The sequence below is a fragment of the Bacillus sp. FSL E2-8868 genome (assembly GCF_038005505.1).
Taxonomy (GTDB): Bacteria; Bacillota; Bacilli; order Bacillales; family Bacillaceae_G; genus Bacillus_A; species Bacillus_A mycoides.
Map to the genome: position 1 here is coordinate 1,437,868 of NZ_JBBOTI010000001.1, position 18,874 is coordinate 1,456,741.

Consider the following 18,874-nt stretch of genomic DNA (forward strand, 5'->3'; position numbering starts at 1 on the left):
TTATACTATTTTTGCTTTTCAAAAGTAGTAATTATAACGCTACACATAATAAGGATACCACCAATGAAAAAGTTACTACTTAACGTCTCATTTAATAGGAGCCAGCCAAGTATTGAACCGACGATAGGTTGGAAGAAGAAAAATAATGAACCGATGCTAGCATCCATTAATTCTAATCCTTTATTCCAAAGAAAAAATGCACCTGCGGTTGAGACGATTCCTAAATAGAGTACGCCTAATACTACATACATGTTCATATGTTCAATAGGATTTGTTTGGAATTCCCATACCATAAAAGGTGTAATGAAAAAGAGTGAAAAAAATATTGCGTACGTTGTAATAATTAAAGATGAAAATCGAGCGGAAGCGATTTTTACATAAATGGACAGTAAAGCCCACGTAATAGCGGCCCCAACTAAAATGATTGTACCGATAAAATAGGAGCCGATTTCAATACCCCATCCGATAACGATAATGACACCGATTGTCGCTATTATAGTTGATAAAAGTCTACGAGCAGTTAGTTTCTCTTTTAAAAGGAGCGCTGCAAATATAACCATAAATGCAGGTGTAGCTGATGTTACTAAGGAGCCTGTATGAGCATCGGATAATTTCGTTCCGATAAATTGACATGTGATCGAAATGAAATACCCGATGAATCCAATCCAAGCGAATAATAGCCAATCTTTTTTGTGTATGGTTACTTTTTTCTTTTGCTTTTTTTCAGTTGTTTTCAAAATCGCATATAAAACAACAAAAGCGATAATAAAGCGTAGCCAAACGAGTGTAAGTGGCGGAATAAAGTCGAGTACGTATTTACTAACGACGTACATACCGCCCCAAATACTTGCTGCTAGTGATAAACATATAGCTCCTAAAATGGTTTGTTTCATTTGAATGACCTCCGTCTATTTTTAGGGTTATGATTTATTCCCTAAGACGAGGCATGGTGCACTTGTTATATGAATGCCCGTCTTAGATTATAGACGGCCTACAGGTTGATCGTTTTCGAATGAAGTGTTGTAGTACATGAACGTAGCCTCCCTTCTTCTTTTAATGATATTATAACTTAACTTTCTGATTATTAAAGAGTGTTATGGAATTGTGCATAAAATGTGAATAACAAACCGTCACGTTTGACTGTACAGTTTATGTATTGTATGATAATAGTAATATAAACAAGGGGGGAAGATCGTTGGGAAGGTGTATCGAATCGGACAGTTGGCTCTCATGGCTCACGTGTCGAAACGAACGATTGATTATTATACGAATCTAGGAATCTTAAAAGCGGAGCGATCTCAATCTAATTATCGCTATTACGACGAAACAGCATTTGAGACATTACAATTTATTGAGAAGTGCAAAGAAATGCATATGCCGCTTTGTGAGATTAAAGAGAAGATCGAGGAGAAGAAGCTGCTCGGTATCAATGAACACGTTTCGAAACAAGTGAATGAAGTGACAGACCATATTCATAGATTAGAAGCAGAACTAACAGAGTTAAAGCCTCTTTTAGATGAATTGACTGATTCACAACGTGAAAAAATATCGAAATCTTTATCAGGTCAAACGACAGCTTTAATACAGACACTTGCTCTATTATTATAGAATAAGTGAAATCCGACCTCTTTAATTTTTGTATCGGGCTATGTTTTCTAACGAACAAATAAGAAAACATTATAGTATACAGGAGGTGGACACCTTAGTTTTTTAACTAAGGGGATTCATTGGAAATATTTAATTTAGTCATGGTTGCGATTTTAATCGCATTTACTGGATTTTTCGTAGCAGCAGAGTTTGCGATTGTTAAGATACGTTCAAGTCGCATTGATCAGCTTGTTGCGGAAGGGAAACGCGGTGCGTTAGCAGCGAAAAAGGTAACAACAAATTTAGATGAATATTTATCTGCTTGTCAATTAGGTATTACAGTTACAGCGATGGGATTAGGTTGGTTAGGTGAACCGACAATCGAAAAGTTATTACACCCGTTATTTGAGAAATGGAACGTAAATCCTTCTATCTCATCAGTATTAACTTTTGGTCTTGCTTTTATGCTAATGACATATTTACACGTTGTAGTAGGGGAATTAGCTCCGAAAACGCTGGCAATTCAAAAGGCTGAAAAAGTAACGTTGTTATTGGCAACTCCGTTAATGATGTTCTATAAAATCATGTATCCATTTATTTGGGTATTGAACGGTTCAGCTCGTGTTATAACTGGTTTATTCGGTTTGAAACCAGCTTCTGAACATGAAGTAGCTCATACAGAAGAAGAATTACGTCTTATTCTTTCAGATAGCTATGAAAGTGGCGAAATTAATCAAGCTGAATACAAGTATGTAAATAATATCTTTGAATTTGATAATCGCATCGCGAAAGAGATAATGGTACCGCGTACAGAAATCGTTGGTTTCTATCTTGAAGATTCAGTAGAAGAACACATGAAAGTAATCCAAAATGAACGATACACACGTTATCCGATTTTTGGAGAAGATAAAGATGATATTATCGGTATGGTCAACGTAAAAGATTTCTTTATTCGATATATGAACAACGATCAAGAAGATTTATCATCGATTCGCACGTATATGCGTCCGATTATTGAAGTTATGGAAACGACTCCAATTCATGATTTATTACTGCAAATGCAGAAGAAGCGAATTCCAATGGCTGTTTTATATGATGAGTACGGAGGAACAGCTGGAATTGTAACGCTTGAAGATATATTGGAGGAAATCGTCGGCGAAATTCGTGATGAATATGATGAAGATGAAGCACCACCAATTCAACATGTGAACGAGTATCATAAAATTGTTGATGGAAAAGTGCTTATCTCAGAAGTAAAAGATTTGTTTGGATTACACATTGAAGAAGACGATGTGGATACAATCGGTGGATGGATTATGATGCAAAATCATGAAATCGAAGAAGGACAATACGTTGAAGCAGAAGGCTATGAATTTAAAGTGTTAGAAAAAGATGCTTATCAAATTAAACGTGTTGAAATTCAAAAAATGGAACAAGAACAAGAGAAAGCAGCAACTGTGTAAGTTGCTGCTTTTCTTCTGACACATAATAAAATGTGAAATTAGGAGCGGATATTTTGATTCAAGTAGCCTTACGTGTATATCGATTACAATTGTATACGATCTTTAGTGGTTTACTACTAATGTGGGCGGTTACTCCGTTTGGGAAACAAGTGACAGGGTTCGGTATCGGTTTAGCAGTTAGCGCATATTGTCTTTGGCTATTAGCTCGCAGAGTGGAGAAATTAGGAAGAAGTATCGTGATGAAAGAAAAGGCTCCTGGATTAGGAGTTCTAAACCGATTTGCAGCCGCAATATTAGGGGCTATCATTATGTTTGAAATTGAGCATGAAATGGAAATGTGGGCATTTGGTACTGGAATATTGGGTGGACACTTTTTAATGATTGCGAATTTAGCCTATGCAAATATGCAGCTAGTAAAAGAAGAAGAGAAGCAAAAGGAAAATGCTTCGAAAAACATAGAGCTCTGATGAAAGGGACCTAATCAGGTTCCTTTTTTGCGTTTAAAAATAAATGATATAATACGAATGATTTACTGGTACTTATCGAATTTATGCCAAACATAATACGCTTATTTTTGGGGCATTTCAATAGTATGAAAAAAAATTAAAAAAAATTAAAAAACCCATCGATTTCTAAAGCTTATGTATGTTATCATGACAAAAGAATTTGCGAAAGAGGTGGATACCAATGTTACAAGCTTTACTTATTTTTGTGCTTCAAATTATTTACGTTCCAACTTTAACAATCCGTACGATTTTGCTTGTAAAGAATCAAACAAGATCCGCTGCAGGTGTAGGATTGTTAGAAGGAGCAATTTATATTGTCAGTTTAGGTATTGTGTTTCAAGATTTATCAAATTGGATGAACATTGTTGCCTATGTCATCGGCTTTAGTGCGGGACTATTATTAGGCGGTTATATAGAAAATAAATTAGCAATTGGATATATTACGTATCAAGTTAGTTTGCTAGACCGTTGTAATGAATTAGTAAATGAATTACGCCATTTTGGATTTGGCGTTACAGTATTTGAAGGTGAAGGAATAAATTCTATACGTTATCGCTTAGATATCGTTGCAAAGCGTTCTAGAGAAAAAGAACTGTTAGAAATTATTAATGAAATTGCACCGAAAGCGTTTATGTCTTCTTATGAAATCCGTTCGTTTAAAGGTGGATATTTAACGAAGGCGATGAAAAAGAGAGCATTGTTGAAGAAGAAGAAAGATGAACATGCATTGTAAAGAAAAGGGAGTAGTGCAGCTTTAAAAGCACGGCATAATCCCCATAGAAAAAAGAGAGGAATCTATATTGAAAAAGATTCCTCTCTTTTTTTTGCGTTATTTTTTTCTGCTTTTTCTCAGATTAACAATTAACCATACAACTTGAATAATTAGTGGTAATATAAATGCAATTAATAAAACGATAAATGCTATTAATTTCAGCTCAGGTGTTTGAGTAACGCCGGTCCCATCAACCTCTCTTAGCCAAATGATAGCTGCCAATATCCCGAAAGTTATAATCCAAAATATGTTACCAATCCACCAAAAAATCCATCGTCTTTTCATATTAGCACCTCTTATATTTACCCTCTGTTAAAAGTATATTTTCGGTTGTTATATTTAAATGGAATAACTATAAAACTACTTTTTTTCAACTGTATATCTAACTTGTTTAAAGGTTGCCATGTCTCCATCTTCGTTATCATCTTTCGTTTGCAAAAGTTGAACTCTTGGCTTGTAGTCTGTCCTATGAGCGTGCTCGATATCTTTAATGTTAAGTTTGTAGGATTCACCATTATTTATTTTTTGTTCCAATACTTTTTTATTGGCAACATAAATAAAAGTTACTTTATTTTCATCAATACCTTCAGTCTTAATTTCTAATTCATTATCTTTTGTTGTAATCGTTGGTGTTAATAATTCAATACTGCCGCTTCCGGTTTCTAAAGAATTTTCTACTATAGTTGAACATCCAGATGAAATGATTCCGATGAATAGAAGAACAATTAATTTCTTTTTCATAACATCCCCCAATTTCAAGTGATTTTTGATTTTGGTATTGCTAGACTGCTAGTGTGGAACGTAAATGTTTAGCTAGCACTTTTTAATTGTACCATAATATGTAAAATGAAACAGGTTGTATATCCAATTTAAGGGAGATTGAAAAGTTTACTTATTGTTTAGAATCAGTATTTTTACAGTAGGTATATATTTTCTTTACAAAGCAGTGTTGCTAAAATCATTACGAATTATATATCCAAATATATGATGAAATGTAGACAGGAGAAAGAACTTAATACGAAGCGAACTTATTATTATGGAAATTACATTTTTTGCATATTAAAATAATGATAGGGAATAGATGAATTCATTCACTTCGGAGGTAGTTACTTGAACATTAACGAGAAGGCAATTGAAATGTTTGAACAAAATGAATATGTGGAAGCAATGGAACTGTTTCAACAAGCAGTACATGAATCTAGAGGTGTACAATCTCTCAATAATCTTGCTTGGATGTACTTTTATGAGGAAGAGAATGATGGTAAAGCTCTTGAATTAATAAAAGAAGCTGTTAAGTTGAATCCTTCCTCATACTTTCCTTATAACATCTTAGGGGAAATTTACATGAAACAAGAAAAGTGGGAAGAAGCGAAAGATGCATTACAAAAATCTATTTCGATTCAACCATCCGATGAAGCATATCACAATGTAGCTGTAGCTCATTATAATCTTGGAGAGTTGGAAAAAGCTTCGGAATTTTTCTTGCGAGTTGCAGGGGATTCAGACATTATAATGTATAACTATGTAAAGTGTTTAATTGATTTAGGGCGAAAAACAGAAGCGAAAGAGAAGTTGGATGCTTTTAACAGGAAATCTGATGATTTTGTAGGAGAAATTAATGTAGCAGATTTATATGTTGAGTTGAATTGCTATAAAGAAGCAATTGAATGGTTCGAAAAGGGATACAAAGAATACTGGAAAAGTCCCAATTGGATTGGTAGATTTGTTTATGCTCTATATAAAGCTAATAATTTCTCCCGTATAAATGAAGTTATACGGGAATCTATCGAAGCGAAGACAGCAGAAATAGAAGATGTTCAAAATGAAGAAGTAGAAGAAAATTGGACAGAAAACGATAAGAAAGAGTTAATTGAGGAATATATAGAAGAGAACAATTGTTATAAAAAAATGATAGAACGTATCGAATCTGGATATGTTCCAGGGTTAGAATTTGAAACTGATTATATAGGGGCTTGCTATTTATTTGGTTGTAAAAGACATAATCATCTTGAATATGAAAAATAAAAAGATTCGACTGTCAAATATGATGGTCGAATTTTTTATTATAGGCTGCTTGTCTAAAGGTACCATCTCAATTGTAATGTGTTAAAGATGTTTCGTCTCATTACATAGGTATATATCCTCTTTAGAGCTCCCTTTTTTAATATTTAAAATATGGAGTGAAATAAAACCAATAAGTCCTATTCCGCCGAAAATAAGCCATGGTGTATACATTCCGTTTAAGTTGGATGTAAAAGATGTACCGGTATAATTACCGATGATAAAACCAAATGCGAGTGATAGTTGATAAAATCCGAAGTAAGTAGCTGTATATGATTCGTTACTGTAATTTGCAATAGCGATATCAGCGTTAGGTAATACGAGTGTTTCACCGATTGTAAATAAAATTACACAAATAAATAGCCAATATGGATGTTGGAATAAAGGAATGAGTAAAAAGGAAATACCCATTAATAAAACACCGTATTTAATAATAGAAAGTGTGTTGTATTTATGAAAGAGTTTCCAGAATAATACCATAAATATGACGCCTGTTATTGCATTTATCGTAATAACTAGTGTAGCGAGCTGGTTGCTATTACTAATGTTTTTCATATGAAGTGGAAGTGCGACAGTTAGCTGAGTAAACATAATATAGAAGAAGATCATAATAAATGAAAACAAAAGGAAAGATTTGTTTTGTAAGATAGACTGTATCCCTAATGTAATAGACGTGTTTTCAGTAGTGACTTGGAAGTGATTTTTAAGTAAGTAAAAGATAAAAGCGAATAACAGCATAAGAGATCCTGTTAGAGAAAAAGCATAGATTGGATCGAGTAAGAGTAAGAACCCTCCTGCAATTGGTCCGATTATTGCACCGCAATTAAAACTAAGGTTTAAATATGTAAATAAATTTTTTCTCATATGAGCTGGTTGTGAGCCGAATATGGCGCGCGCAGCAGGTTCGTAAAATGCAGTTCCGAAGCCAATAAGTGCAGAAGAAATAGAAATTGTATAGAAATCAGAGCATATTCCTAAAGCGATAAATCCGATTCCTCTTAAAAATAATCCGGCTATCATCATAATGATATAGCCTATTTTGTCAGCAATTAATCCTGAGAATAATGGGGTAACTCGTGATGTGATTGTCATAACCGTCAACACTGTTCCTACTTGAACAGCAGAAAAATGAAGAAAGCTTAATAGATAAATAGCTAAAAATGCGTATACTGCAAAATACCCAAAAGACATAAAAAATGAAGAAATAAGCATGAAACGTATCGGTATTGAGAAACTTTTCATAGAACTCCTCCTAATATTGTAACCAGTAAAATTATTTAATGGTTAACTATTTTATATTATAATTATACATAAAGTCAGAAAAAAGTAAATTTTAAGAAGAAGGTGAATGGAATTGAATCAGAATGCACCAAATGAATTAGAATATATTCGGGGATTTTTAAATACATGGAGAATACCAAATGATACGAGAGAGCCAATTGATTTGCTACAAACAGAAGGTGATATAAAGCAATTTATGAAAAAATATTTTCATGAAGAGTTTTCATTTCATACAATAGATGAATTAAAAAGTTTTCGAGAAGACATTCGGTTAACAATTGAAGGCGAAGGATCGTTGCAAAAATGGTTAGAAAAATACCCATTTCATGTACATATAAAGGGAGATATGAAAAGTGTTACATATGAACCGGTGCAAGAAGAGAATGTGTATACAAAAGTATTGAGTATTGTGTTAACGGCGATTCAAGAAAATTTGTGGGGAAGGTTAAAAGCATGCCCAGATTGTCGCTGGGTATTTTATGATCATTCGCGTAATGGAAGTAAAAGATGGTGCGGTATGTATGCTGGGGAAGAAGGCGGAAGAGCGTGCGGTACGATTGCAAAAGTGAAAAATTACCGGGCGAAGAGAAAAGGGAGATCAGGTTATAATGTGTAATTTATATTAGGGGAAGAAAATTGGATGGGGGAATGTAGAATATGAAAGGTACACAAATGTTAGCTTTAAATAAAAAGTGTTGGGATACAGTTGCACCATATTTCTTTCAAGTAGATTGTTTACCGAAATATGGTCCTTATACAGCGTCTGAAGATGAGATTCATTTGTTCGATTCAATCAGAAATAAAAAGGTTCTTGATATTGGATGTGGAAGCGGGCATTCGTTGCAATATATGGCAGAACATGGGGCAGAGGAAGTATGGGGTCTTGATCTTTCAAGTGAACAAATTAAAACAGCGAATGAAACGTTAAAGAGTTGGAATCCAAAGTTAATATGCGGAGCAATGGAAGAAGAAGGAGATATTCCGAAAGGGTATTTTGATATTGTATATTCCATCTATGCATTAGGATGGACTTCAGATTTAGGAAAAACGTTGGAACTGATTTATTCATATGTAAAGCCAGGAGGAAGTTTTATTTTTAGCTGGGAGCACCCAGTATATTCGAATTTACAGTATGGTACAGAAGAAATTGCTTTAAAGTCTTCTTATCATGAGGAAACTCCTATTACGTTTGAAACATTTAAAGGAGAAAATGTACAAGCGACATTATATAAGAGAAAAATAAGTACATACATAAATGAGTTAAATAGAGTGGGATTTACAATTGAGAGAATAGAAGAGCCTGAACCGTCTCGTGTATTTGATGAAGAAGTAGCTACACCTTCTACGAAATATTATTGTTTATATAAAGCTAGAATGGTGCCAACTACTTTTATTATTAAGACGAGGAAATAACTTGCTAAAAATAAAGAAGCCTATCATTTTGAACAAATGAAATGATAGGCTTCTTTATTTTTAAAAAAGTGAGGTCAAAGATGTACTTTTCATATAAAAATGCATTTCATATAAAAAGTGTAATTATTTTGGGGAAGGGGGATTGTTGTGCGTCATCATAGAAAGTGCAAAAAATTCGGAGTGGCACTGCCTCTTCCGCTTGTGGGAGCAATTGGACCAACTGGAGGCTATGAAGGTCCAGTTGGTCCTCCAGGCATCACCGGTCCTACAGGGGCCAAACGGGTCCACAAGGTCCTCCAGGGATACAAGGAATACAAGGTCCGCGAGGGACAACAGGAGCACAAGGAATACAAGGTGCCGTTGGTGATACTGGAGCGCAAGGGATTACTGGTCCAATTGGTTTACAAGGTTCTCAAGGATTAATTGGAAACCAAGGTCCAATTGGTGATATTGGAGTACAAGGACTAGAAGGGATACAAGGAGTGCAAAGCCCTACTGGTAGTCAAGGCTTACAAGGCCCGCAAGGAATACAAGGAGAAATAGGGGAGCGGGGACAAACGGGAGCACAAGGAATGCAAGGTGAGATGGGTGAAACTGGCATCTCTGGTGTAACGGGTTCACAAGGTTCCCAAGGAGCGAAAGGAATACAGGGAATTACTGGATCACAAGGCATAAGTGGAATAAAGGGGATAACAGGTGTGATAGGCCCGCAAGGTCCACAAGGTGCCACGGGAGCAACTGGAGTAATAGGTTCTCAAGGAATTCAAGGAGTGCAAGGTCCACAAGGAGTGACCGGCTCGACTGGACCGACAGGGATACAAGGAATAAGAGGAGTAACCGGTGCAACCGGTTCAACCGGAGTAACGGGTCCAACAGGTGCGACTGGCCTAACCGGCTCAACCGGAGCAACTGGATCACCTGCTATATCAACAGGTGGTGGGTATTTCTTTTCTACATCAACAAGTACAATTGCAGCAAATGCCAACATTCCAATTAATTCAGGATCCACTGTATATGGAACTGGTGTATCTTTAACTAGTGCTACAACTGTCACGGTATCCACACCAGGAATATATTTAGTAAGCTACTATTTCCAAGGGGACGCGACTGGTGGGAATGAGACTGTATCTGTTAGGTTACTATTAAATGGAACACAAATAACAGGGAGTTTTATACAAAACGTAACGACATCAACTGTAGTAATCGAACCAGCTATTTCAAATACACTTCTTGTAAATGTAGCGAGTGCAAATTCAACGTTAATATTACAAAATGGTCCATTAGGTGTTGGGCATGTGACCACTATTGCAGGAACAATTACGGCAAGTTTAAATGTGGTGAGGATATTATAAAAAGTATAGGGAATATAAAAAACACAAGGAATGTCTTTACAGACACACCTTGTGTTTTTTAATATTAAATAAACATTTTCTTTATCTTTTCGGTTGAAAAATATGCTGAAAGAAGTATTTGTGATGTAAGTTATCTACAACTTTATTTGCTTGATATGTGCGGTGTTGTTCGAGTCGAAGTCTTTGCTCCATCATTTTTATTGCGTGATCTGATAAACGTAACATTGTACCAGTCTCCTTTTCTATAAATATAGTTTTCTGATTGATATTGATTCCATATTTATAACTAAGGAGGCAAAGTGTGTAACATAGGCAAAAAGCACCTTCCTCTCCCATTACGCTTACGAGGTTAGCTGTCGGACTCGGGAAGTGAGAGTTTCCCTACTTAAAAAAGATTCGCCCCAAGTAGCATAGCTACAAAAATGGTTCCCCCGCTCCAAAATTTGGATTCAGCAAAAGGTTGTATAAAGTAAAAAATAACATAAATAAATAATTAAGTCAAACTATTTTGTGTTTTCTGTCTTTTTAGTTGCGTAAGGATCATGCCATCAGGTAGTGTTGTATCTGTTACTTCAATGAAGCTGTGTTTTTTATATAATGCGAGAGCTGGAGTATTGGCTTTACCTGTTTGTACAATGTATGTCATTGAAGACGAGAACATGTTAAATATATAAAGTAGCAGTTTCGTTGCGATTCCTTTTTGAAAAAAATTGGGCGATACAACTAATCTGTGGATATCGATTAGTTCTTCTTCTTGTATAAAAGAAATAAAGCCGACGAGTTTATTTTCAGAGAAATATCCATAGAATGTTTCATCACAATTTTGAATATCGTTTACAGTATCATATAAACGAGGTATTGCAGTACTGTTTAAAAAGTCTGCTTCAATTTTATAAGCTGGAAGTTGAACATTTAAAATGGATGTTGCTACTTCATAAGAAGTGGCAAGTAATTTATGAATCATAGATAATAACGCCTCCTTTAAATATGATATATTAATATAATTGATTTGTGGGTAAGTTTGACAATTTTTTTCTTTTTTGCATATAATATATGTATCTCCATACATAAAATATTCGTAGGTATATTTCTATAGTAGGATATGGTTAGCGTAGATAAATACGTAATCTTATATAAGAGTTTAGCTACTCTTGTATTTGATAATACAAACTATAATAGAAATGAGGGACTAAAAATGGGATGGATTATTACATTAATAGTTGGTGCTATTATAGGTATAATTGCTAGTTCTATAACGGGTAAAAATTTTCCAGCTGGTATGTTTGGAAATATAATTGCTGGTTTACTAGGAGCTTGGTTAGGTAGTAGATTATTTGGATCTTTTGGGCCATCATTTGGTGGGATTCATGTCGTGCCAGCATTATTAGGTGCAATTGTGTTAATTCTTATTGTATCATTTGTAGTAAAAGTTGCAAGAAAATAAAGGCTATTACTGATTGTTTTATAAAGCCCTTTTAGGGCTTTTCCTAATTAGAGAGGTGGTACATTTGGAGAAAGTAAATATAAGAAAAAGAGATAAGTTGAAAAAGTTTTTTAAAGAACAAAATTATTTAGCTGTACTACTTGGATTCGCGTTGCTGTTTGTAAATATATTATTACTTACAAAAATATCATTCGTCTTTACACCGTTCGTCGTATTTTTAAAAACAATCTTTTTCCCAGTATTATTAGCGGGAGTACTATTTTATATATTGCATCCATTCGTTTCTCTTTTAGAAAGAAAAGGTGTGTCGAGAATTGTGTCAATTGCCTCGATATATATAATTGTTCTTGGATTATTTGTTTTTCTTGCGGTCACGGTTATTCCAATTATTAAAGATCAAGTAAATGCTTTAATAGATAACTTGCCATATTTCGGGCATGAAATCGAAAGGGCAGCACGTAAATTTGGAGAAAGTAATGTAATTGGTAGAATGCAGGAAAGTTTAAATATTGATTTTGCTAATATCGTAAAAGATTCTACAATGAACTTTACAAAATCATTATCATCAGTAACAGGAAATGTAACTGGATTTTTAAGTACAATTACTGAAGTTGTTTTAACATTTGTAATGGTTCCGTTTATTTTGTTCTATCTTTTAAAAGATGGTGAGCAATTACCGAATCATTTTTTAAAGTTTATATCTGAGCAAAGACAACCAGCTGCGAAGAGAATACTAGATGATATGCATTATGCGATTAGTTCGTATATTAGAGGACAAATTATTGTTAGTTTATTTATCGGTATTATGCTATTAATCGGTTATCTTATTATTGGTATTAAATATGCGGTACTACTTGCTATTTTAGCGATGATTGTAAATATCGTTCCGTACGTAGGACCAATCATTGCAATTACACCAGCTTTAATTATCGCATTTATCGACTCGCCATCAATGGTGTTAAAAGTAATTATCGTTATGATGATTGTACAATTAGCAGAAGGTAAATTTATTTCTCCACAAGTCATGGGGAAAAAGTTAGATATTCACCCGATTACTATTATATTTATCATTTTAACTGCGGGGAATTTATTTGGAATTATGGGGATTATTTTAGCAATTCCAGGGTATGCGATATTAAAAGTTTTAGTTACGCACGGTTATAGATTTGTGAAGTTGAATACGTGAAAAAAGAGCTAAAACAGAGAAACCTGTTTTAGCTCTTTTTCATTAACAATTGATTTGTGTATTGGCGTGCCCATTGATCAGCTTCTAATATATCATCGAGTGAAGGATCTTTTACGTTATGATGAGCTTCAACTGTATTGTAAATTGTTTTTTCGATATCGAAAAATGCAATTTCATTTTTAAGAAATAGTGCATTTGCAATTTCGTTCGCTGCATTTAATACGGCTGGAGTTGTACCGCCAATTTTTCCACATTCAAATGCATATTGTAGACAGGGGAACTTCTCTAAATTTGGTTTTTCAAAATGCAAACTACCAATTTCTAATAAATTTAATTTTTCATAGGATGAAGGTAGTCGAGTAGGGTAGTGAAACGCATATTGAATCGGCATTCTCATATCAGGAGCACCGAGCTGTGCCATGACTGATCCATCAATAAATTCCACTAAAGAGTGAATGATACTTTCTTTATGAATCATAACATCAATTTTTTCATAAGGAATATCGAATAGCCACTTAGCTTCCATCACTTCAAACCCTTTATTCATTAACGTGGCAGAATCTATCGTTAGTTTTGCGCCCATTAACCAGTTTGGGTGTTTTAAAGCATCCTTCGCTTGTAATATTTTCATTTCTTCACGTGTTTTATCACGAAAAGCGCCGCCAGAAGCTGTAACAATTAATTTTTCGATTTCCTTATTATTTTCCCCATTTAAACATTGGAAAATGGCTGAATGTTCACTATCAACTGGAATTAGGCGGCATCCGTTTTGTTTCGCTAGTTCGGTGACGATATGTCCAGCTGCAACTAAAGTTTCTTTGTTAGCGATAGCGATATCTTTCTTCGCCTTTAATGCTTCAATTGTTGGGAGTAAACCTGAAACACCGACAACTGAACTTAATACAAGATTTGTATCAGGATGGGTAGATACTTCAAGTAAACCATTAGTTCCATATGTAATTTTTGTATTTGTTGAAATACGAGAACGTAATGTGTCCGCTAATTCTTTTGTCGCTACGCTTACAATACGAGGCTGAAAAGATTCGATTTGTTTTTCGAGAAGATCGATATTATAATTTGCGGTTAAACCGACGATTTTAAAATGTTCAGGATGAGCGGAAACGACATCTAATGCAGATGTGCCAATGGATCCTGTTGAACCTAAAATGGATATATATTTTACCATGAAAAAACCTCCAAAGTTGTTTCGAGTATTTCTGCAAACCTATATATTATTAGACAATTAAGGTGGAAATTCCTGCTATATAAAACAGAAAATTAGGGTTTAATTGGAAAGTAAATGTGATAAACTGTAAAAAAAACTAAAAAGCAATGAAAGAGAAGAGTACATATTCAAAACTTTTCAGAGAGCTGATATTTGGTGGGAATCAGTAAGTGATGAATATGGAATGTGCTCTGGAGCTTCTAGCTTAAATGAGTAGGCGAAGACGGTTACTTCACGTTAAGAAGTTGAAGTGAGCTATAATATAGCTAATTAAGGTGGTACCGCGGGAGTCTCTCGTCCTTTTTTTAGGATGAGGGGCTCTTTTTATTTTGAGAAAGGAGGAGTTAGGATGAGCGAGAAAATTATGTTAACAGGAATTAAACCAACAGGTTACCCGCATTTAGGCAATTATATTGGTGCGATTAAACCTGCATTACAAATGTCAAAAAACAAAGAAGGAAAAGCGTTATATTTCATAGCAGACTATCATGCGTTAAATGCTGTGCATGATCCAGCAAAGTTCAGTAGTTACACGAAAGAGGTAGCAGCTACATGGTTATCACTCGGACTTGGAGAAGATGTTATTTTCTATCGACAAACAGAAGTGCCAGAGATTCTAGAATTAGCTTGGATATTAGCTTGTCTAACTCCGAAAGGACTTATGAATCGTGCCCATGCATATAAAGCGAAGGTAGAGCAAAATAAAGAAGCGGGATTAGAAATTGATGCAGGTGTGAATATGGGATTATATACGTACCCGATTTTAATGGCGGCTGATATATTATTATTTCAAGCTACTCATGTACCTGTCGGAAAAGATCAAATTCAGCATATTGAAATTGCTCGTGACATTGCGACGTACTTTAATCATACATTTGGTATGACATTTACGCTTCCAGAGTATGTCATACAAGAAGAAGGGGCAATTTTACCGGGACTTGATGGAAGAAAGATGAGTAAAAGTTACGGAAATGTTATCCCATTATTTGCAGAGCAAGAAAAACTTAGAAAGTTAATATTTAAAATAAAAACAGATTCCTCACTTCCGAATGAACCGAAAGAACTAGAAACGTTATTTATGATATATAAAGAATTTGCGAAGGAAGACGAAATTCAGGCGTTACGCGAAAAGTATGAGACTGGAATCGGATGGGGCGATGTGAAAAAAGAGTTATTCCGCGTTGTAAATCGTGAACTCTCAGGACCTAGGGGAAAATACGGAAATTATATGAATGATCCACATTTACTATATGAAGCGTTAGAAAAAGGTGCTGAGAGGGCGCGGGCTATTGCGAAGGTGAATTTGGTGGAAATTAAAAAACAGATTGGATTTGAGAGGGGACGCTGAGCGCTCCCTTGTTTTTTTCTATGTGAATCTTAATTATTTATTCGTTTTATCTGCATGTAAAATGAGGGATTCGCATTTTTTACTGAATTTATTAATTGCATATTAATAAAAATATGTTAATATAGGGTTACTTATTAAACGTGTTTAATAAGTAACATTAAAGTCACTTATTAAACTAATTTAATAAGTTTGATTCATTCGATAACGAAGGAGATGATTAGATGAAAACTGAGAAAGAAAAGATGTTGGCGGGAGAAATGTATATTGCGGATGACGAAGAATTAGTAGCTGATAGGATTGAGGCAAAACGTTTAACACGCCTTTATAACGAGGCGATGGAGACTGGTGATGAAAGCCGCTTTACCTTGTTAGAGCAGCTTTTAGGTTCTTCAGCTGACGGAAAAACCCACATTAATCCTGATTTTCGTTGTGATTACGGCTACAATATCCACATTGGAAAGAGCTTTTTCGCAAATTTCAATTGTGTTATTTTGGACGTTTGTGAAGTTCGAATCGGTGATAATTGTATGTTTGCACCTGGTGTACACATTTATACTGCTACGCATCCGTTGCATCCGGTAGAGCGGAATTCTGGAAAAGAATATGGAAAGCCTGTAAAGATTGGTAACAATGTTTGGGTTGGTGGGGGAGCTATTATTAACCCTGGTATTTCAATTGGAGACAACGCTGTAATTGCTTCAGGGGCAGTTGTGACAAAAGATGTACCTAATAATGTAGTAGTTGGTGGTAATCCAGCCAAAGTTATGAAAATGATAGACTTATAGAAATCATTTTTCACGGATGCATGAATAAACTGGTGTCGTATCGTATAGACAATGTGAAAGGTGTTTCATATGAAGAAAAATAGTGCGTATAATCATACAAAGACATTACTTGCCTCTCGAAATGCTCTTTTTCTCTTATTTGCTTTGCCAGGTGTCGCGTTTGCTACATGGATTTCAAGAACAGCAGCTACTCGAGATATGTTAGCAGTGTCAAATGCAGAAATGGGCTGGATTTTATTCGGACTATCTGTCGGTTCAATAATTGGTTTACTGAGTGCAAGCCGCTTCATTGACTGTAAGGGAGCTAGAGACGTTATTATAGGCAGTATGTTTTTTATGATTGTTGGATTGATTTGTTTAGGTATAAATATTTATTTTGTTTCTAGTATGGGGGCTTTTAGTAGCTTACTAGTATTTGGAGTAGGCTACGGATTGGCGGAAGTCGCATTGAATGTAGAAGGTTCTTCCATTGAGCAGAAATTAGGAACAACTCTTCTTCCGAAATTCCATGGCTTTTTTAGTGTAGGAACTTTAGTAGGCGCGCTCAGTGGTTCTGTCGCAGCGTCGCTTCACATCCCGATTCTGTATCAGTTTCTTGCGATTTCGGTCGTGTTTATATTACTTGTATGTATGGTGTATCGTTTTCTTCCGCATGGAACAGGAAAGAAGGAGAAATCGTGGAACAAAAGGAGAGAGAAGCATACGACCTTACGTATGGAAAAAAAGGTGCTTTTAATTGGTCTTTTTGTACTCGGAATGGCATTTGCAGAAGGTAGTGCAAATGATTGGCTACCTATCGTGATGGTAGATGGACAAGAGCAAAGTATAGTGGCAGGTTCTATTATGTACACAATTTTTGTATTAGCAATGACGTTAACTCGTATGTGTAGCAGCTATTTCCTTGATCGATTCGGTCGTGTCGCTGTCGTACGTGCCACCATTATGATGGCGATTCTAGGAATTTTAATCGTAATATTTGGGAGTAATTCGTATTTTCTAGCATTTGGTGTAGTACTGTGGGGGATTGGTGCAGCGCTAGGGTTCCCAATTGGTCTGTCAGCTGCTGGAGATGACCGTGAAAATGCGACTTCTAATGTTGCTGCAGTTTCTATAATCGGTTATACAGCATTTTTAGTCGGACCACCATTCTTAGGTATACTGGGGGAAGCATTCGGGATACGCAATGCCTTGTTAGCTGTTTTATTATTTGTTCTCTTGTCTGGAATTGTATCGTCTGTTACGAGAGAGAATAAATCGAGCTAAATAAGGAGTGCATGCCAGCGGAAATGTATCATCTCTATTGCTTTAGAAAATGATGTATGATATATTATCAACGCAACTTATTAAAAGTGTTTAATAAGTATGTTGATTAAGGTGGTGAGCGATTTGAGTGAACAATTTGTTACTCAAAAATCGATTAAAGAGACGATCCTTCGCGGCATTCGTACAGCTCTTCTAGAGCAAGGTAGTGCAACGAAAGTTGAACTTAGTAATACATTAGAAATCAGTTTTCCAACTGTGAGTAAATTTATAGAAAAAATGAAACAAGACGGAGAAATCACTCTAGTCGGTTTAGATGATTCAAGTGGTGGAAGAAGAGCAAAACGATATGCGTATAATCCGGAATATATGTTAGGTTTAGCGATATTTTTAGAAAAAAATGAGACGAACTATACAATTTTTAACTGTTTAGGGGAAGTAAAAGAACAAGGAAGTACTTCAAGTGTATTAATTGATACTGGCGTAAACCTATTATCTAAACATATAGAAAGTCTTATAGCTACATTTCCGAAAATAAGCTCTATATCAATTGGTGTGCCCGGTTCGGTTGATAATGGTCGTATTTTTTATATACCTGGTTATGAAAAGTTCCAAAATTTTAATTTGAAAAGTCATTTGGAGGATCTGTTTTCTATACCTGTAGTAATAGAAAATGATATGAATGCCGCAGTCCTTGGCTATTATAAAAATACTGGAAATAATGATAAATCATCTCTTGTATATTTGTATTCAGGTCAAAACGGCCCAGGGGCGGGAATTATGATAAATGGAGATGTGGTACGAGGGAGTACCTTTTTCTCAGGGGAGATATCTTTCGTTCCACAGTATGATAATAAAAACTTCTTACAATCTTTGAGAAGTGAAGATGCAGTAAGAGATTCAAATAATCCAGAGCAATATAATATAGATGCCATTACTCGTTTAATAGCTACATGTATAGCTATTATTAACCCTCATGCCTTTATCTTCTGTGATGATGAATTGAATCAATTCGTAATAGATCAAATTGTAAAAACTTGTCCGAAGTACATTCCGGCAGAACATATTCCGAAAATAACAGTGAGCGATTGGAAAGAAGATTATTTATATGGATTAAAAAGTCTTGGACTTGATCTGATGATAACAAGAACAAGCAAAGAAAATTAAATATCAAATTGTTGGTTGAATACT

The 18,874-nt window shown here is 35.0% G+C and carries 20 protein-coding genes, 1 pseudogene, 1 riboswitch and 1 other annotated feature; of the genes and pseudogenes, 14 read left to right on the forward strand and 7 right to left on the reverse strand.

All coding sequences use genetic code 11. From position 1 onward, the window contains the following. Positions 1-5: 5 nt before the first annotated feature. Positions 6-893 carry a DMT family transporter gene (locus NSS74_RS07530; RefSeq protein ID WP_002142538.1) on the reverse strand — a complete coding sequence of 296 codons (888 nt, stop codon included), beginning with the start codon at positions 891-893 and terminating at the stop codon, positions 6-8. A gap of 310 nt (positions 894-1,203) precedes the next feature. Between NSS74_RS07530 and NSS74_RS07535 the strand changes: the two genes are divergently transcribed. The 4 genes from NSS74_RS07535 to NSS74_RS07550 all read left to right on the forward strand — a co-directional run bounded on the left by NSS74_RS07535 (position 1,204) and on the right by NSS74_RS07550 (position 4,289). Beyond that, a complete protein-coding gene (locus NSS74_RS07535; RefSeq protein WP_012261301.1) occupies positions 1,204-1,608 on the forward strand; it encodes a MerR family transcriptional regulator in 405 nt (134 codons plus the stop codon). Between the two features lie 119 nt (positions 1,609-1,727). Further along, the gene (locus NSS74_RS07540; RefSeq protein WP_002142537.1) at positions 1,728-3,050 is read left to right on the forward strand and encodes a hemolysin family protein; all 1,323 of its coding nucleotides are present in this window, start codon (positions 1,728-1,730) and stop codon (positions 3,048-3,050) included. A gap of 53 nt (positions 3,051-3,103) precedes the next feature. Continuing rightward, a complete protein-coding gene (locus tag NSS74_RS07545; RefSeq protein WP_002084378.1) occupies positions 3,104-3,517 on the forward strand; it encodes an ATP synthase subunit I in 414 nt (137 codons plus the stop codon). 220 nt (positions 3,518-3,737) lie between these two features. Beyond that, complete coding sequence (locus NSS74_RS07550) at positions 3,738-4,289, forward strand: DUF2179 domain-containing protein (protein WP_002033341.1); 552 nt, start codon at positions 3,738-3,740, stop codon at positions 4,287-4,289. A gap of 96 nt (positions 4,290-4,385) precedes the next feature. Here NSS74_RS07550 and NSS74_RS07555 read toward each other — a convergent pair whose 3' ends face one another. Beyond that, complete coding sequence (locus tag NSS74_RS07555) at positions 4,386-4,613, reverse strand: DUF3923 family protein (protein ID WP_002033344.1); 228 nt, start codon at positions 4,611-4,613, stop codon at positions 4,386-4,388. Between the two features lie 75 nt (positions 4,614-4,688). Further along, on the reverse strand, positions 4,689-5,069 hold the full coding sequence (locus tag NSS74_RS07560) for a hypothetical protein (RefSeq protein ID WP_002142535.1): 381 nt from the start codon (positions 5,067-5,069) through the stop codon (positions 4,689-4,691). A gap of 369 nt (positions 5,070-5,438) precedes the next feature. Here NSS74_RS07560 and NSS74_RS07565 point away from each other — a divergent pair, with 369 nt between their 5' ends. Next, positions 5,439-6,353: a tetratricopeptide repeat protein gene (locus NSS74_RS07565; RefSeq protein ID WP_002033348.1), complete on the forward strand. Its 915-nt coding sequence runs from the start codon at positions 5,439-5,441 to the stop codon at positions 6,351-6,353. 81 nt (positions 6,354-6,434) lie between these two features. Here the strand turns inward: NSS74_RS07565 and NSS74_RS07570 are convergent, their stop codons facing one another. Next, positions 6,435-7,631 (reverse strand): MDR family MFS transporter, encoded by a 1,197-nt coding sequence (locus NSS74_RS07570; RefSeq protein WP_002142533.1) that lies wholly within the window; start codon positions 7,629-7,631, stop codon positions 6,435-6,437. Between the two features lie 112 nt (positions 7,632-7,743). Here NSS74_RS07570 and NSS74_RS07575 point away from each other — a divergent pair, with 112 nt between their 5' ends. The 3 genes and pseudogenes from NSS74_RS07575 to NSS74_RS07585 all read left to right on the forward strand — a co-directional run. Further along, positions 7,744-8,286, forward strand: coding sequence for a CGNR zinc finger domain-containing protein (locus NSS74_RS07575; RefSeq protein WP_002142532.1), 543 nt, complete (start codon positions 7,744-7,746; stop codon positions 8,284-8,286). A gap of 41 nt (positions 8,287-8,327) precedes the next feature. Beyond that, positions 8,328-9,083 (forward strand): class I SAM-dependent methyltransferase, encoded by a 756-nt coding sequence (locus NSS74_RS07580; RefSeq protein ID WP_002033352.1) that lies wholly within the window; start codon positions 8,328-8,330, stop codon positions 9,081-9,083. Positions 9,084-9,287: 204 nt separating this feature from the next. Further along, positions 9,288-10,435, forward strand: a pseudogene (locus NSS74_RS07585) (collagen-like protein); the annotation flags it as partial. 81 nt (positions 10,436-10,516) lie between these two features. Here NSS74_RS07585 and NSS74_RS07590 read toward each other — a convergent pair. Both NSS74_RS07590 and NSS74_RS07595 read right to left on the reverse strand, forming a co-directional pair. Next, on the reverse strand, positions 10,517-10,660 hold the full coding sequence (locus NSS74_RS07590) for a hypothetical protein (RefSeq protein WP_000945246.1): 144 nt from the start codon (positions 10,658-10,660) through the stop codon (positions 10,517-10,519). A 97-nt stretch (positions 10,661-10,757) separates the two neighbouring features. Next, a riboswitch (cyclic di-AMP (ydaO/yuaA leader) is annotated at positions 10,758-10,900 on the reverse strand. Positions 10,901-10,928: 28 nt separating this feature from the next. Next, positions 10,929-11,399 carry a GNAT family N-acetyltransferase gene (locus NSS74_RS07595; RefSeq protein ID WP_002142528.1) on the reverse strand — a complete coding sequence of 157 codons (471 nt, stop codon included), beginning with the start codon at positions 11,397-11,399 and terminating at the stop codon, positions 10,929-10,931. A gap of 231 nt (positions 11,400-11,630) precedes the next feature. Between NSS74_RS07595 and NSS74_RS07600 the strand changes: the two genes are divergently transcribed. Further along, positions 11,631-11,879: a GlsB/YeaQ/YmgE family stress response membrane protein gene (locus NSS74_RS07600; RefSeq protein ID WP_002014007.1), complete on the forward strand. Its 249-nt coding sequence runs from the start codon at positions 11,631-11,633 to the stop codon at positions 11,877-11,879. A gap of 64 nt (positions 11,880-11,943) precedes the next feature. Further along, on the forward strand, positions 11,944-13,065 hold the full coding sequence (locus NSS74_RS07605) for an AI-2E family transporter (protein ID WP_002033358.1): 1,122 nt from the start codon (positions 11,944-11,946) through the stop codon (positions 13,063-13,065). 28 nt (positions 13,066-13,093) lie between these two features. Here the strand turns inward: NSS74_RS07605 and NSS74_RS07610 are convergent, their stop codons facing one another. Beyond that, entirely contained in the window at positions 13,094-14,251 is a 1,158-nt protein-coding gene (locus NSS74_RS07610; RefSeq protein ID WP_002142527.1) for a 1-deoxy-D-xylulose-5-phosphate reductoisomerase, read from the reverse strand. A 137-nt stretch (positions 14,252-14,388) separates the two neighbouring features. After that, positions 14,389-14,595: a binding site (T-box leader), on the forward strand. A 5-nt stretch (positions 14,596-14,600) separates the two neighbouring features. Here NSS74_RS07610 and NSS74_RS07615 point away from each other — a divergent pair. The 4 genes from NSS74_RS07615 to NSS74_RS07630 all read left to right on the forward strand — a co-directional run bounded on the left by NSS74_RS07615 (position 14,601) and on the right by NSS74_RS07630 (position 18,850). Next, positions 14,601-15,638, forward strand: coding sequence for a tryptophan--tRNA ligase (locus NSS74_RS07615; protein ID WP_078203911.1), 1,038 nt, complete (start codon positions 14,601-14,603; stop codon positions 15,636-15,638). 221 nt (positions 15,639-15,859) lie between these two features. Next, positions 15,860-16,423, forward strand: coding sequence for a maltose acetyltransferase domain-containing protein (locus tag NSS74_RS07620; RefSeq protein ID WP_002033363.1), 564 nt, complete (start codon positions 15,860-15,862; stop codon positions 16,421-16,423). A 69-nt stretch (positions 16,424-16,492) separates the two neighbouring features. Beyond that, positions 16,493-17,686 carry an MFS transporter gene (locus NSS74_RS07625; RefSeq protein ID WP_002142526.1) on the forward strand — a complete coding sequence of 398 codons (1,194 nt, stop codon included), beginning with the start codon at positions 16,493-16,495 and terminating at the stop codon, positions 17,684-17,686. 123 nt (positions 17,687-17,809) lie between these two features. Beyond that, positions 17,810-18,850, forward strand: a complete 1,041-nt coding sequence (locus tag NSS74_RS07630; protein ID WP_002128302.1) for an ROK family transcriptional regulator — start codon at positions 17,810-17,812, stop codon at positions 18,848-18,850. The last annotated feature ends 24 nt before the right edge of the window (positions 18,851-18,874 follow it).